Here is a 15,918-nt window from a genome sequence, read left to right on the forward strand (position 1 = left end):
CTGTGTTAGTCTACGAACCATATTCCATTGAATTAAAAACAGTTATAGACTTTGAGAAAGGCTAAGGTGGAGTAATTCAGTAAAAATCGCTTGCGGTTAATGCTGAGTTAAGAGTATAACAGGAAACATAATTAACTATTCGTGAGGAATAATCATAATGTCTCAATTAGCAAATATAAAATCCAATCTGAATGATTTTGAATTACGAGATGGAATTTACTTTCCTAACGACTATGAACAATTGAATAATACTCAACATAAAAAAAGATGGGACGCAATTGGTAAAACATACTATGGTTCCCAAAAAGTTGAAAAACTTGCAGAGACATCGCCCATCAAACAAGATTACACTCTATTAACTGGCACACCTGGAGGTACTTGGAACAAATTTCCATTGAATAAATCTGTTGGTTCTATTTTAGAGATTGGTTGTGGTTATGGTCGCGCACCTTTACATCTATCTAAAGCTAAAAATTTAAAATGCGAAAAATATTATGGAATTGATATTTCTGAACCGTTGTTACGGCGGTTAATTAAGGTTAAACAAGAATATAATTTTTTTCCTGAAGCTGAATTTAACTTAATTTGCAATTCGGCTGAAATCATGCCTTTAGAAGATAATTCTATAGATTTGGTAATTTCTAACTGCGTCTTTATGCATATCCCAGATGCACAGTTAAGAAATTTGCTAGCTGATATATCTCGCGTACTAAAACCTGGTGGGATTTTCGTTTTTAATCATTCCTTTCACAACAAGTCTTGTCCTTCTCATGTTATCCATAATTTTATCAGAAGGCTGAATCCATTTGTGAGAAATCCAGTTTATCTCAAGCAATATACATCTGCTGAAATAAATGAAATGTTAGCGACTGCTGGAATAAAAGCGAAGTGTCCGCAATACAGTGTCGAACCAACGCAAGAATATGCAATATTGCCAGAAACGATTAAAGGAATTCCAGTGCCGTTTGCTAATGCCATCAATAGAAGCCTTAAGCCATCAGATGCTTTAAAAGAAACTTTGGCTTATGGCTTTAGCGCCTACAGCACTCAACTGGACTAATTAAGAAAGTATTTTTTTGTCACCATAGACTTACCTTGAAAATAGGGAGTAGGGAGTAGGGAGTGGGGAGTAGGGACAAGAAATTTTCATTACTCTTTGTGATAAGAACCCCACCCCGCCAAAGCTACGCTTTGTTTTCTTTCCCGAAGAGCGGGGAGGGTTTGGGGGTGGGGTGTTAGGGGCTTTTGCAAGAGACTCCATGAACCGAATACAAAGGAACTAGGAAAGCACAACAATGTTGTGCTTTTATTTTGACAATAATAGGACTTATGCATTGACAATAAATACCAAATATGATTCCAGGTTAAAAACCATATCTTTCGTAAGGGCACAGCATTGCTCATAAGTGTCAACTTAACGTAAAAACTATGTCCCGCAAGGAACTGAAGTTCCAAGAATAATAGCGAAAGTCATCTAAAGATGACTAAATAATCCGAAACATCTTTAGTCTACTTCAGTAGACTTTAGCCATTAGCCTAGAACTAAAGTTCTAGGCGGGTGAGTTAACTAACAGTTAAGTTACTTTTAGCTTAAGTTGACACCAATGAGCAATGCTGTGCCCCTACAGCATGGTCTATTTACGTAGTTTCCCGCCGTAGGCATCGCAGGATAATTAAGAAAAGCCTGAAAACTTGCTATTTTAGGTAATTCACATCACGATGCATTTGTACAGTGCGTAAGTCCTAAATAAATGTAATCTACCAACTTTTACCAACATGTTTTAACTAAAGTTGGTAAATTAGGGATTAGTTGAGCTAATTCTTCCCTCCGCAACTATGCCATTGGATTTTTCGCCTCTTTGGATATCACTCAAAACTTCATTACTTGCTACATTTATCACATTTTTCTTGGGTATCGCTGCTGCCTACTGGATGCTGGGATATCGTGGCAAAGGTAAATCGTTGATTGAGAGTATCTTTATTGCGCCACTGATTTTACCGCCTACGGTTGTCGGTTTCTTGTTGCTGCTATTTTTTGGCAAAAATGGTCCTGTAGGGAAGCTGATGCAGGCTTTTGACTTCACTATCGTCTTTACTTGGTACGGTGCAGCGATCGCAGCCACGGTAGTTTCTTTCCCTTTAATGTATAAAACTGCACTGGGAGCCTTTGAACAAATAGATGGTAATCTGCTGCGAGTAGCTAGAACTCTTGGTGCAAGCGAAACTACAATCTTTTGGCGCATCAGTTTACCCTTAGCAGTACCCGGTATTGTCGCCGCCACAATGCTCGCTTTTGCGCGTGCTTTGGGAGAATTCGGCGCAACGTTAATGCTGGCTGGTAATATTCCCGGACAAACACAGACAATCCCAATGGCGATTTATTTTGCGGTGGAAGCGGGAGCAATGAACGAGGCTTGGTTCTGGGCGATCGCAATTATGGTGATTTCTCTATCTGGAATTATTGCAGTCAACTTCTGGCAAGAATTGAGGGAAAAGGGGAGGGGAGTAGGGGGCAGGGGGCAGGGAGCAGGGGGAGAAATTCTCTACACCCCAGACTCTAACTTTGAATCTGGTGGATTGTTTGTCAATATTGAAAAAATTCTTCCTAGCTTTGATTTAAAAGTTGCTTTTACTTCTGATGAGCAACCCTTGGGATTGTTAGGGGGTTCTGGAGCAGGTAAGAGCATGATTTTGCGCTGCCTTGCGGGGATAGAAACACCCTCTAGTGGACGCATAGTTTTAAATGGCAGAGTTCTGTTTGACTCAGAGCAAGGAATTAATTTACCCAGCCGCGATCGCCGCATCGGTTTTTTAGTGCAGAATTACGCTCTCTTTCCACACATGAGTGTGGCGCAAAATATCGCTTTCGGCTTGCCCAAAAAACTATCTGCTGGAAGTATTCGGGTGCAGGTGGAGGAGCAATTAATCGCGATGCAGTTGCAGGGATTAGGCGATCGCTATCCGCACCAACTCTCAGGGGGCCAACAACAACGGGTAGCTTTGGCAAGAGCATTAGCAAGTCAACCGGAAGCCCTGCTTTTAGATGAACCGTTTTCAGCACTTGATACCCATCTGCGTAGTCAATTAGAACAGCAAATGACAGAAACTCTTGCTGACTATCAAGGTGTGGCTCTATTTGTCACCCATAATATGGAAGAAGCTTATCGGATTTGCCCGAATCTGTTGGTATTGGAGCATGGTAGAGCCGTTCATTATGGCAGCAAACATGATATTTTCCAGCATCCAGCTACTGTGAGTGTCGCCCAACTTACCGGATGTAAAAACTTCTCCCGTGCTGTTCTTCAGTCATCTCAACAGGTAGAAGCGATTGATTGGGGTTGTACTCTCCAAGTAATTGAACCTGTAAAAAGCGAATTATCCCACATCGGCATTCGTGCCCATCAGTTCATTTTTACCAACGACTCATCACAGGAAAATACCTTTCCCTGCTGGTTAGTGCGAACAAGTGAAACGCCACACCGGATGACGTTGTTTCTCAAACTACATTCGGCTGCTAAGAATTCTCAAGATTATCATCTGCAAGCTGAAGTTTTCAAAGAAAAATGGGCGACTATGAAAGATCAACCTTTTCCTTGGTATGTGCGTTTAGATCCTCTGCGGTTAATTTTGATGGAATGAACGCAGAGATATACGGGATATAGGGAAGTTTGAAAAACTAGAGGGGCACAGAGGATAAGATGATTGTGACAATCAATAGACTTATTGTATGAATCCTTGCCCTCTCCCTAAATCCCTCTCCCAAGCTTGGAAGAGGGACTTTGAAATTGCCTCCCCTTCTCCCAATTTGGGAGAAGGGGTTGGGGGATGAGGGCAAGTTTTGTATTGGTGCAAGATATCTAATATGTCTTTATAGCTGCAACTTCCAGTCGTCTGGTGCAAAATGTGAGTTAGCTGGCTTCCAATACATTACAGTTGATAAGTCTACCCTGGAGTTTTTAATGTCTCGAACGGAAAAAGTAAGAAAGCTTGCCGGTTTTATTTGGAGTATTGCTGAACTTTTACGCGGTGATTATAAGCAAGCTGACTATGGTAAAGTCATATTACCGTTCACAGTGTTACGCCGTTTAGACTGTGTTTTAGAGCCAACGAAGACAGAAGTTATGGACTTTTACGAAACAAAAGTAAAGTCCATGAAAGATTTGAAGAATCCAGAGCCGTTACTCAACCAAAAAGCTGGCGTAACTTTTCACAACATTAGCCAGTTTACTTTTCAAAAACTTAAAGCAGATCCAGATAATGTAGCTGCTAATTTAAAAAACTTTATTAATGGCTTCTCCGTTGCCGGACGAGAAATTATTGAATATTTTAACTTTACTGACCAAATTAATCGTTTAGATGAAGCAAATCTACTATTTTTAATTGTTAAAAACTTTGCTGATATCAATCTCCATCCAGATGAAGTAAATAGCATAGAGATGGGCTATCTTTTTGAGGAGTTGATTCGCAAGTTTTCAGAATTGTCTAATGAGACCGCAGGGGAACACTTTACACCGCGTGAAGTAATTCGACTGATGGTAAACCTGCTGTTTCTTAATGACAGAGATATTCTAACTCAAGAAGGCATTGTGAAAACCATCTATGACCCTGCTTGTGGAACAGGTGGGATGTTGTCTTTAGCAGAAGAGTACATTAAAGAACTTAAGCAAAACTCTAAGCCTGTAGTTTTTGGTCAGGAAATTAACCCAGAATCCTACGCAATATGTAAATCTGATATGTTGATTAAAGGTCAGAATATCAGCAATATTAAGTTTGGCAATACTTTCACTACTGACGGGTTGCCACACGAAACATTTGACTATATGTTATCTAATCCACCCTTTGGTGTGGAATGGAAGAAAGTACTAACATACGTCAAAAACGAGTATGAAAAGAAAGGATTTGATGGACGTTTTGGAGCAGGGTTGCCCAGAATATCAGATGGTTCTTTTCTGTTTCTACAACACATGATTTCTAAGATGAAGCGGGATGATGGCGGTTCTAGAATTGCTATTGTATTTAACGGTTCCCCGCTTTTTTCTGGAAGTGCTGGCAGTGGCGAAAGTGATATTCGCAAATGGATTATTGAAAATGATATGTTAGAAGCTATTACAGCACTGCCTGACCAATTATTTTATAATACTGGAATTTATACATATATTTGGATTGTCACTAATTATAAAACTCCAGAGCGCAAAGGTAAAATACAGCTAATTAACGCAATTTATTATTACAAAAAAATGAGTCGTAGTTTGGGAAATAAGCGTAATGAAATTGGTAATGGTGAAGATGGTAAGCCCAATCAAATTGAGGAAATAACCCGAATTTATGGTGAGTTTCAAGACAATGCTAAACGCAAAGTTGAGGTGGATGGCAAAGAACAGGATGTCATTGTTAGTAAGATTTTCGATAACGAAGACTTTGGCTATTGGCGGATTACGGTAGAACGTCCGCTAAGATTAAATTTTCAAGTCAGTGAGGAACGCATAGCCAAGCTAGAAACTGAAACCGCTTTTGTGAATTTGGCTGAATCTAAAAAACGGGGTGGGATAGCTTTACGAGAGATTGAGGAAGGGAAGGAATTACAGGAGTCAATTAAAGAAGCGTTGCGTACTTTGGGTGCAGATTGTCTCTATAAAAATCGGGATGAGTTTGAAAAAGATTTGACGAGTGCACTCAAAGCGGCTGATGTAAAAGTTTCAGCCCCAGTGAAAAAAGCGATTATGAATGCTTTAGCTGAACGTGATGAAATTGCTGATATCTGTACTGATAAAGATGGTAATCCTGAACCGGATACAGATTTGAGAGATTATGAAAATGTAGCGTTGAAAGATGATATTAAGAAGTATGTAAAGCGGGAAGTATTACCCCATGTGCCGGATGCATGGGTTGATGAAAGTAAGACGAGAATCGGGTATGAGATACCTTTTACGCGGCATTTTTATGAATATGTGCCGCCACGACCTTTGGAGGAGATTGAGCAGGAGATTAAGGATTTAGAAGAGGAGATTCAGGGAATGTTAGAGGAGGATCTAAAACTATGATCCGAGATTCTAAAAGCTCTCTGCAATGGACTGAAGAACTCCCCAGTAATTGGTCAGTCATTAGGATAAAATTCTGCTTGCAAGAGCCAAACAAGAAAGCATGGTTAACGAGGAAGATGATATTGAAGATAACATCCGCAAGTCGATGCGTGCCCGTGGTAAACAACTAAATTTGAGCTTCTTTGCCTTCACAGCCACACCCAAGCCAAAAACCTTAGAAGACTTTGGCCACATGAACTCCCAAGGGCAAACAGAACCTTTTCATCTGTATTCCATGCGGCAGGCAATTGAAGAAGGTTTCATTATGGATGTGTTGCAAAATTACACAACTTACAGAACTTTCTTCAAAATCAATAAGGCGATCGCAGACGATCCTAACATTTCTAAAAAGAAAACGAGTCGAGCGATCGCTAAATTTTTATCACTCCATCCACACAACCTAGCCCAAAAAACTCAAGTTATTATCGAGCATTTTCGCCAATGTGTGATGCATAAAATTGGCGGTAAAGCTAAAGCAATGGTGGTTACAGCTTCTCGACCCCATGTAATCCGCTATAAAGAAGAATTCGACAACTATTTACAGAAACAAGGTTATGCAGACATAAAAGCATTAGTAGCCTTTACTGCTTTTACCGATAGGGAAACTTATATCGAGTACACTGAATCTGATATCAACGGCTTTGGTGAAAAAGAACTACCCGACAAATTTGAAACGGTTGAATATCAACTCTTGATTGTAGCAGACAAGTATCAAACTGGTTTCGACCAGCCATTATTGCACACCATGTATGTAGATAAAAAACTTTCTGGTGTCAAAGCTGTACAAACCCTCTCTCGCTTAAATCGCACTTGTCCCGGTAAGGAAGACACTTTTGTTTTAGATTTTGCTAATAATGAGCAGGAAATTATTGATGCTTTCCAGCCTTATTATGAACAAACAACACTAATAGCAACAACAGATCCTAACAGACTGTATGATTTAAAAAATAGATTAGAGAACTACCAGATTATCTGGACTAGTGAGGTAGATGCTTTTGCAAAGATATTTTTTAAGTCTCAGGAAAAGGTAAATAATCAAGATCAAAGTAGACTGCATTCCTTTATTGATCCTGCTGTAGACCGTTTTAAAGGTTTAAGTGAAGAACAGCAAGATGAGTTTAAAAATAGTCTAACCGCATTTATCAGATTATATGCATTTTTGGCACAAATTATGCCATTTGCAGATGGAGAACTAGAAAAATTTTATGCTTTTACTCGTCTTTTGCAAACCAAATTACCAAAACTTAGCCAAAGCGAAGCTTTTAAACTTATTGACGAAGTTGCACTAGAATATTATCGATTACAAAAAATCCGAGAAGGTCAGATAGTCTTAGAAAAAAATACAGACTTATCTCTACAACCTATAACCGAAGCTGGCATACCAAGAGATAAAGAAGAACAGGCTAAACTTTCAGAGATTATCGATATTCTCAACAAAAGATTTAGAACTGATTTTACTGAAGCAGACAAATATTTTTTCAGCCAAATTGAAGAAGCACTAGTTCAGGATAAGACATTATCACAACAAGCCAAAAGTAACTCAATTCAGAACTTTAAATATGGCTTTGAGGATGTATTTCTGACAAAGCTGATTGAGCGAATGGATTTAAATCAAGATATTTTTACCAAAATCATAGATTTTAAAGATTTTGGTGAAGTAGTCAAAGAGTGGATGCTGAGGAAAGTGTATACAAGGTTGACACAAGAGTTCAGCTAACAAAAAGGATTAAATTACTTCAAGCGCCCAGGCTCAAAGAGTCTGGGCGCTTGAATATTAGGTTGCAGAGAAACTTCTGCTAGTTAGGGGAATTATGCGGGCATCATGTGCATACTTCTACAAGACTCCGCACACTTGCGGCAAGCAGCAGCACATTGCATCATTTTCGCATCATCGCTCATCATTTCACAAGCCATTGCACAGCGATCGCACATTTCAGCGCAGAGCATACAAGTGCGTTCCATGAACTCAGAACCGCTCATCATCATATTCATGCACATCATGCACATTTCAGAACAATCGCGCATCATGCTCATCATGCTCATCATGTTGCTATCCATGTGCTTACCATCTTTGGCCATGCAGTAAGTCATGGTTTCCATGCACATTTTGTGACATTCCATACAAGCTTCCATGCAGGTTTGCATTTCAGCAGTCATAGTTTCAGTCATCATCATCATCATAGGAAATACCTCTTGATTTTTTGATGCACTAACGAAGTGTCCTTGGAAGGACTACTTATAACTTAGTTCTATCCTTCTAAGGAGTCAATGGGAGTTTTTAATCCAGAATTTAGAAGCCTAGTATCCCGATATAATTACCGGAATTTGTCCAAATTCTACAGAAGTTTAGTGTTGTTTTTGTGGTTATTCTTATACATTAACCTTTAGATACTCTCGTTCTAGAGTGGGGTTTAATTGAGCAAGTCAATTTTTCCATTGGGGATCAAAAGTTAGAGTTATAATCTGGATAACAACTAATGTCATCTTTTCGTGACAAATCCTTCAAAAAAGTATTTATGAAATTATATTAACACAGTAATTATTAACTTTTATTAAATCGAGAATAGACACCCTTAAAAATTCGTAATTCGTAATTATGTTTCCTCTGGAGATTTATACCTCAGCAGAAATAAAGCTGTCTTTGCAAGTAGGGCCTCATAACGTTTCAGGGTGAAGGCTTATCATTTAGACAGCAGTGGGCTTTTCCGATTTTTGCACAGATGCGGTAATCATAAGTGATTAACTGGACTTGAGATCAAAACCTATACTTAGTTAATATCAATAAAGTTTACAATTCATAATTAAATTCGGTTTTTCTCACGCCTATTGCTCCATAGCTAATTTTCAAGCTAGAGCATTTTCTAAATCAACTTGTAAATCTTGCTAATTTTTGTAATACCTGTGCTTATACAGCAACAAAAATATAAAATTTACCATTACTATCTGACCAGATTTCTGGGGCTGTAATTAAGTAATGCGCTAACTATTCGGTTTTTAAAATTCATTTGCACTATAGCGATTCTTAGGGACTTCCAAATAAAAAAATATACAACTATTTATTGTGGGGTGGGCGACACGATAGCCCATAGTCAAAGGCGGGCAAGATGCCCACCCCACAAGATTGGATAATTTATTTCTTGGAAGTCCCTTATTTGAATGAGTTACAGGGCTAAGGATACGGTATTGCCGTGTCCCTACGAATATCTGCGTTTATCTGTGGTTAATTATTGTTTCTGTACCTTACCAATAGAAGAACCGCTATATTTCCGTTGATCTCTACTGCGGTGATGCAGGAATTTCTCTAAAGCCAATAAAACACATAATGTTGATAAGATTATCGTAGTATAATCAAATTCCAGAGATAGAGGGAATGCAACCTTATAATCTATATACTTAATTATTGATATTAATAGTCAATTACTGAAGTACTAATCCAGAATCATCATGAAATCTTTGCACCGTCCCGATCTCTATAGCTGGTCTAATTTCAATCCGGCAAGAAATATTGATTTCAATGGGATTGCCTGGATTCGCCCAGATGGCAACATCTTGATTGACCCAGTAGCCCTATCAAACCACGATTGGAATCATTTGAAATCCCTCGGTGGTGTAGCTTGGATTGTGCTGACGAATTCTGAGCATGTCAGGGCAAGTAAAGAAATTGCCGATCAAACATACGCTAAGGTAGCCGGCCCTGTGGCGGAAAAAGACACTTTTCCTATAGCTTGCGATCGCTGGCTGTCTGACGGTGAAGAGTTTGTGCCAGGACTGAAGGTGATTGAACTCCAAGGCTCGAAAACTCCCGGTGAATTGGCTATGTTACTGGAGGAGACAACTTTGATCACAGGAGATTTAGTCAGGGCACGCAAAGCAGGTAGTTTAACTATATTGCCAGATGACAAACTGCTGAATCGAGAGGAGGCTGTTGCTTCTGTGCAGAGGTTGGCTCAACTGAGTCGGGTAGAAGCAGTGCTGGTGGGGGATGGCTGGCCTGTCTTCCGTGATGGACGTGATCGCTTAAAGGAACTTGTAGCGACGCTGTAAATGGGTGGGGCGATCGCTATCAGCAAAGTCAAGATTTTGGAGCTTGAAAAGTAGAGGTTAAGGGGCGATCGCTGCCCAACAATGAGATCATGGTTGAGCGAAATATTACATAAGCTGAGATAACCAATAATAGCGCCTGGATTTAACTCTGTTTAACGAGCAAAGCGCGATTCTTCTGTGGAAAGGCTGCGCGATCGCCTAAAATTATGGATAATTCCCCAGTGGTCGCTCAAGCAGATGCATCCTTAGCAAATTACACTCAGGAAAGTATACATCTAGTGGAGCCAGCAGTTGGATTGAATTCACCACCAAAGGAAAAGATCGGAAGTGACTTTGACTCTCGCATGATGCTGCGGTGCTTGGAACTTGCTCGCCGCGCTTTAGGACGGACTTCGCCAAATCCATTAGTAGGAGCGGTGATTGTCAAGGATGGCGAGATTGTGGGTGAAGGCTTTCATCCTCGTGCAGGTGAGCCTCATGCAGAAGTATTTGCCTTGAGGGCAGCAGGCGATCGCGCTCGTGGTGCAACAATCTATGTGTCACTTGAACCTTGCAATCATTATGGGCGTACTCCCCCGTGTTCAGAAGGATTGATCCAAGCAGGGGTGGCAAAAGTAGTAGTGGGTATGGTTGACCCCAATCCACTCGTAGCTGGAGGTGGTATTGCCCGTTTACGTGCGGCGGGGATCGAAGTATTGGTAGGAGTAGAAGAGTCAGCTTGTCATCAGCTAAATGAAGCTTTTGTGCATCGCATTCTCTACAAACGACCTTTGGGAATTTTAAAATATGCCATGACTTTAGACGGCAAAATTGCTACTACCTCTGGTCATAGCGCCTGGGTGACAAGCCAAGAAGCCCGCACTGAAGTACATCAGTTGCGGGCGGCTTGCGATGCCATAATTGTCGGCGGTAATACAGTCCGACAAGATAATCCTTACTTAACCACCCGTCAGGTGGAGGCACATAATCCCCTGCGGGTGGTGATGAGCCGCCATCTCAACTTACCGGAAAGTGCCCATCTCTGGCAAACTGCGGATGCTCCCACTTTGGTGTTGACAGAGAAGGGTGCTAATCCCAACTTCCAAAAACTGTTGCTCAAGCAGGGGGTGGAAGTGGTGGAATTAATATCACTTACACCAGATAAGGCAATGGCGTACTTGTATGAGCGGGGTTTTTGTAGCGTCTTATGGGAATGTGGTGGAACCTTAGCTGCTAGTGCGATCGCTCAAGGAGCAGTGCAAAAGGTTCTGGCATTTATTGCCCCGAAAATCATTGGTGGTAGCATTGCTCCCACACCTGTGGGCGATTTAGGTTTTACTACCATGACTGAGGCGTTGTCTCTAGAACGGGTTCGTTGGCGTGTAGTCGGCTCTGACTGCTTAGTGGAAGGTTATTTTCCCCAAAAGCCAATAGTCAATAGTAATAACTCTTGACTATCAAATCAATTTATCGTGATTTTGCGTTGGCGTAGCCCGCCGTAGACATCATGAACACTGGCGTTCATGGGCAAGATCACGTATAAGGGCTAGCCGAGATTGAATGTAGTGGCACAGAAAATCAGTTTCGTTAGAATCTAACAACACTTGCGTTTCGGTTTGTTTCACTAACCACTGCACCAAGCTAGCATCATCCAGTTGTAAGAGGAGCTTGGCTTGGGCAGTTTCAACCACTGACCAAAGCTGACGCATGATTGTAGGAGTCATCAGACCTCAATTGAATAATTAGCTTAGTTGTCTTCAGATTACACAATTACAATGGCACTTTACGACATGAATGTAGAAGCTGAGACAAGTATTATTAAAAACTTAATAATGGTATTTATAACTTTATGAAGATTAAGAATTTGAAACTCAGTTTTGAAAATGGTTATTGGGGATTGGGCATTGGAGATTGGGCATTGGGCATGGGAAAGATAGATTTGAAAACAAATACACTAATTCTAAAAACTGGGTTTTTGTGCTTGGGAAGACCGAAATTGTCTTGATTATAGCCCACGAAAACCAAGTCTTTTAAGAGCTATATTGAATCCTGAATCTGTCTAATAGGATACAAATATTTAACATTTTGAGAACAATGTTTACCAGTAAATTAACACCTTCTGGCTGTAGATGGTCTCACAAAATCATGTAAATTTTCATCCCAAATGCTGATGTAAATAAAATTACATTCTTGGCGGATAATCTGACCCTTAACTGAGCCTTTCTTAAACCTAAAATTATCCGACTGGCGCTGTTGTACCTGTTTGAGTCCCTGCTTAATTTCTTCAGTGGCTTGCCCATTTAACAATCCATTCAAGGTAGCCTCCATTACCTGCGAGTCTACCGATTGGGCAAAAGATACCTCAGTTTGACGCAGGACTTTAGAATTACGATCAAATAAGTAACCAAGGTCAATTTTGTTTGGCACTAGTTTGTAAACAACAGCACGGGTATTGCCCCATACACCTCTTAAATCTTTATTTGGTTTGCCGAGGGCCGCTTCTACGGTGCTTCTTGGTGTACCTGTAGGAAAAGCGGGAACACTTTGCCTACTAGGCGGCTGATCGTTGTTTTCTGGTACTGAAGGCGCTTCTGGTTTAGGAGATGCAATATTTTCTGGTTCTGGCTGTGGTGTAGATACTGGTGCTGGAGCCTCTGAAATTACAGGCTCTCTTTCTGGCTGTGGTATGAATACTGGGGGATCAGAGGTTGGCAGAGGTTCGGGAATTACTGGCTGTCGTCGTGAGGTTGGTATAACTGGGACTGGAGAAGTTTGGGAAGAAATGGGCGGTTCGGTAGATACAGGAGTTGGAGAAGATTCTAGCGATGGGGTAGGACTTGTGGCAATGGTTGTTTCTGGTTGTTGCTGACGAGTGATGTTAGAAATTGCTACTGCACTAAGTAAACCGCCGATCAGCAAACTACCAACAATCACAGCAGGTTTTTGCCAGTTTCTAGGAGATGCGATACCTTCGGTGAGCTTCGCTAACGCAGAATTTTTCTGCGGGGAATACAATGCCTGGGTTTGTCGAGTCGATGTAGCAGCCGGAGAAAAACTGACTGTGGGAGTATTTCCAGCTAACTCAGGAGGCATATTACTAGCAGACTGCAAAGCGTGTAGCATTTTACTCGCAGTACTGTAGCGATCGCCAGCATGAGGTTTAATTGCTTGATTCAGGATCGCCGCTAATTGGGAAGAGACATTAGGGGCGTGCTGCTGCCAAAGTATTTCCCCAGTTTTGAGATCAGTTGCTAGTTCTTGCGGGTGTTTGCCAGTCAGCAGATAAATCGCCGTTAAACCTAAGCTGTAGATATCAGTGGCATAAACTGGGCGGCCAACGGCTTGTTCACTCGGCATATAGCCAGGCGTACCAATCACGAGCGATCGCGTGGGGTATCCTGGAGAATTCACCACTGAACGAATTGTTTCTTTGACTGCGCCAAAATCAATCAAAACTGGTTTGCCATCAACAGAACGAAGAATAATGTTCTCAGGCTTAATATCCCGGTGGATAATGCCTTTGCTGTGGACATAATCTAAGACTGGAAGCAGACTCAACAGAATTTGCCGAACAGCAGTTTCACTCTCAAATCCTTTGGCTTCGACAATGTTTGTTAGGGTTTGACCATGAATCCATTCTTGGACGAGGTAAAACTGCCCGTTCTCAGAAAAGTAGGCGTAGAGTTTAGGTATTTGGTTACTACTTTCACCCAAATACTCTAAGGTTGCGGCTTCCCGTTCAAACCGTTGTTGGATAAGCTGGTAGGCTTGCGGATCATTATTAGTTATCGGTTTTAGTTGTTTGATTACACAACGGCGGCGAGAAGGCATATGCACATCTTCTGCCAGAAAGGTTTCGCCAAACCCACCAGCACCGATTACCTGGATAACTTGATAGCGATTGTTTAGCAGGGTTAAAGTCATGAAAAATCACAAGCGTAGACACCGGAGACATTCCGCCTCTGGGCTTGTCGTCAGACATCGCCCTTCTCAAATGTACATCACATGAGTTCATCAGTTATGAACACTGAATTAAGAACACCATCCGTCTCCGATGGCGTAAATTTGTTTAGCGTAGGGGTAGCACTTCTTTACAAGAGGCTGCGCCGCGTAGCGTTTTTAATGCAAGCCGACGCATTAACAAGGCCACCGAGGCATTGTCATTGGAGGGTATTACCAAATTTAATTTGCTATGAATTAATGAGATGCTGTACTTTAGTAAACTTCACCATCAAAAAAGCATGGAAGTCACAGATGCGATCGCATCTGTGATTTGAGCAATATTATTAGAATTACCTACTTAATTGAACTCTATAGTCTCAACAAACTCTAAAATACTCTCCTTGATATCTTCAGCTTCTTCTTCAAGGGAATCGGGAGTTTCGCCGTTAATAAAGCTGTGCTGACTACTGACTATATACAAAAATTCACCACTGATAAAGGTAAGTAGCCCCCGGTACGCATCTAATCTCATAGCAGTTCCATTATTTTCTTGCTTAGAGATCGTTGAACCTTTGGGCATATCGATTAACACGTAGTAAGCGCCTCGCAAAGTGTCTGCCAGATATTCGCTATACTCCACAGAAGCATCTGGGACATTGGCAAAAATCGCCTGGGGCACATACTTGTCTACTAAGATCGTTTGTAAATATTCTTCTTGTCCAACAGACTCCAGTTCCTCTAGCTGTTCTAGAGGGAAAGGATAATAATCGATTCTCAGCAAAGTACCGATGTCATCGGAAAAGCCAACTACTCCTTCCTGACTTTGAATTCTACCGCCTTGCTGCGGATCAACCGGAATCGGTACAGTAAAATTACCTAAAGGAGATTGATATGTCTGTTCACTAAAATCTTCTATGACTACTGTCTCATCTTCATCATCTGCATATTCTTCTTCTGCTTCCTTAAAGGCTGCAATTACCTCCTTAATGATTTCTTCTGCTTCTTCATCCTCCAGTTCCAAGGCTGCTTGTAGCTTTTTGAGGTAGCCTTGTTTCGATTTAGGGATGGCGAGTTCTTCGTCTAAAAGCACTATTACCCCACCAGCAAAACCATCCAGCACTAATTCATCTGAGAGAGATACTTTGGCGGTATTAAACAGGGGCCCAATTCCCTCTTCTTCTGCAATGCCTATGAGTCTATCGACTATTTCGGCGATTTCATCTTCTGAGTATTCCTCAAAAACCTCGAATTCCCAGAGTATACCCGCTAAACTTTCTGCATCTACATCTTCAATAGATGAATCAGCGATCGCAGTTACAGTTGCGATCGCCGCCACCGCTTCCTCTGGACTTAGCGATTCCTCTGATGTCTTTGATGAATTAAAAACCTTGTCATATTTAGTCATAAATGCTACCTAAATTCATTCCTTGATAGTAATAACAGATTGAAAGTGACAATGGTCAGTTTACCAATGGAGCGAATCTTCTAGAGAAAAAGTTGGATAATACATGGTTAAGTCAGTTTGAGGTCGTTGACTGTTGACTGTTGACGGTTCACAGTAGCAATGGAATATTTTTTGAGTTGGAAGTCCTTTAATCAAGTTTGTATTACATCAGGTTATTAATTAGGTGTTGACTTTGCAGGACAAATTCTGGTTTTACACCAAAGAAGTTGAGGTGTTCTAAAATCTGTTATCGAATATACACTTAAACACGAGTTTGGCTCAATATTTACCGCAAGTGACTTTAACTTGATATTGTAAATTTTTATGATGAGGCAATTACCGTTAATAACTGCTATATTGCTCTATTTTTATCCTCTATAGGAATCATATTTGATTTCTGAAAATATTTCAGTAGGGTGTGTTATGCCG

General features: G+C 40.9%; 10 protein-coding genes. 6 read left to right on the top strand and 4 right to left on the bottom strand.

Annotated features, from left to right (window positions below; genetic code table 11):
• Positions 1-157: 157 nt before the first annotated feature.
• The 4 genes from VB740_RS05470 to VB740_RS05485 all read left to right on the top strand — a co-directional run bounded on the left by VB740_RS05470 (position 158) and on the right by VB740_RS05485 (position 7,797).
• Positions 158-1,060 (top strand): class I SAM-dependent methyltransferase, encoded by a 903-nt coding sequence (locus tag VB740_RS05470; protein WP_323199042.1) that lies wholly within the window; start codon positions 158-160, stop codon positions 1,058-1,060.
• Between the two features lie 776 nt (positions 1,061-1,836).
• Positions 1,837-3,639: a molybdate ABC transporter permease subunit gene (gene modB / locus VB740_RS05475; protein ID WP_323199043.1), complete on the top strand. Its 1,803-nt coding sequence runs from the start codon at positions 1,837-1,839 to the stop codon at positions 3,637-3,639.
• Positions 3,640-3,959: 320 nt separating this feature from the next.
• Positions 3,960-6,041, top strand: a complete 2,082-nt coding sequence (locus tag VB740_RS05480) for a class I SAM-dependent DNA methyltransferase (protein WP_323199044.1) — start codon at positions 3,960-3,962, stop codon at positions 6,039-6,041.
• 100 nt (positions 6,042-6,141) lie between these two features.
• Positions 6,142-7,797, top strand: coding sequence for a type I restriction enzyme subunit R domain-containing protein (locus VB740_RS05485; protein ID WP_323199045.1), 1,656 nt, complete (start codon positions 6,142-6,144; stop codon positions 7,795-7,797).
• A gap of 92 nt (positions 7,798-7,889) precedes the next feature.
• Here the strand turns inward: VB740_RS05485 and VB740_RS05490 are convergent, their stop codons facing one another.
• Positions 7,890-8,261, bottom strand: a complete 372-nt coding sequence (locus VB740_RS05490) for a four-helix bundle copper-binding protein (protein WP_323199046.1) — start codon at positions 8,259-8,261, stop codon at positions 7,890-7,892.
• Positions 8,262-9,524: 1,263 nt separating this feature from the next.
• Here VB740_RS05490 and VB740_RS05495 point away from each other — a divergent pair.
• A complete protein-coding gene (locus tag VB740_RS05495; protein WP_323199047.1) occupies positions 9,525-10,124 on the top strand; it encodes an MBL fold metallo-hydrolase in 600 nt (199 codons plus the stop codon).
• Positions 10,125-10,330: 206 nt separating this feature from the next.
• Positions 10,331-11,557 carry a bifunctional diaminohydroxyphosphoribosylaminopyrimidine deaminase/5-amino-6-(5-phosphoribosylamino)uracil reductase RibD gene (gene ribD / locus VB740_RS05500; protein ID WP_323199048.1) on the top strand — a complete coding sequence of 409 codons (1,227 nt, stop codon included), beginning with the start codon at positions 10,331-10,333 and terminating at the stop codon, positions 11,555-11,557.
• Positions 11,558-11,608: 51 nt separating this feature from the next.
• Here the strand turns inward: ribD and VB740_RS05505 are convergent, their stop codons facing one another.
• The 3 genes from VB740_RS05505 to VB740_RS05515 form a co-directional block, all read right to left on the bottom strand.
• Complete coding sequence (locus tag VB740_RS05505) at positions 11,609-11,827, bottom strand: hypothetical protein (RefSeq protein WP_292702546.1); 219 nt, start codon at positions 11,825-11,827, stop codon at positions 11,609-11,611.
• Positions 11,828-12,212: 385 nt separating this feature from the next.
• On the bottom strand, positions 12,213-14,027 hold the full coding sequence (locus tag VB740_RS05510; protein WP_323199049.1) for a protein kinase domain-containing protein: 1,815 nt from the start codon (positions 14,025-14,027) through the stop codon (positions 12,213-12,215).
• 376 nt (positions 14,028-14,403) lie between these two features.
• Positions 14,404-15,450, bottom strand: coding sequence for a hypothetical protein (locus tag VB740_RS05515; RefSeq protein WP_323199050.1), 1,047 nt, complete (start codon positions 15,448-15,450; stop codon positions 14,404-14,406).
• Positions 15,451-15,918: the final 468 nt, after the last annotated feature.

The organism is Nostoc sp. UHCC 0251 (genome assembly GCF_034932245.1).
Classification (GTDB): domain Bacteria; phylum Cyanobacteriota; class Cyanobacteriia; order Cyanobacteriales; family Nostocaceae; genus Nostoc.

Excerpts from the sequence above, each read along its gene's own strand:
- VB740_RS05470 (WP_323199042.1), top strand. The coding sequence starts at position 158 with ATGTCTCAATTAGCAAATATAAAATCCAATCTGAATGATTTTGAATTA.
- modB (WP_323199043.1), top strand. The coding sequence starts at position 1,837 with ATGCCATTGGATTTTTCGCCTCTTTGGATATCACTCAAAACTTCATTA.
- VB740_RS05480 (WP_323199044.1), top strand. The coding sequence starts at position 3,960 with ATGTCTCGAACGGAAAAAGTAAGAAAGCTTGCCGGTTTTATTTGGAGT.
- VB740_RS05485 (WP_323199045.1), top strand. The coding sequence starts at position 6,142 with ATGGTTAACGAGGAAGATGATATTGAAGATAACATCCGCAAGTCGATG.
- VB740_RS05490 (WP_323199046.1), bottom strand. The coding sequence starts at position 8,261 with ATGATGATGATGATGACTGAAACTATGACTGCTGAAATGCAAACCTGC.
- VB740_RS05495 (WP_323199047.1), top strand. The coding sequence starts at position 9,525 with ATGAAATCTTTGCACCGTCCCGATCTCTATAGCTGGTCTAATTTCAAT.
- ribD (WP_323199048.1), top strand. The coding sequence starts at position 10,331 with ATGGATAATTCCCCAGTGGTCGCTCAAGCAGATGCATCCTTAGCAAAT.
- VB740_RS05505 (WP_292702546.1), bottom strand. The coding sequence starts at position 11,827 with ATGACTCCTACAATCATGCGTCAGCTTTGGTCAGTGGTTGAAACTGCC.
- VB740_RS05510 (WP_323199049.1), bottom strand. The coding sequence starts at position 14,027 with ATGACTTTAACCCTGCTAAACAATCGCTATCAAGTTATCCAGGTAATC.
- VB740_RS05515 (WP_323199050.1), bottom strand. The coding sequence starts at position 15,450 with ATGACTAAATATGACAAGGTTTTTAATTCATCAAAGACATCAGAGGAA.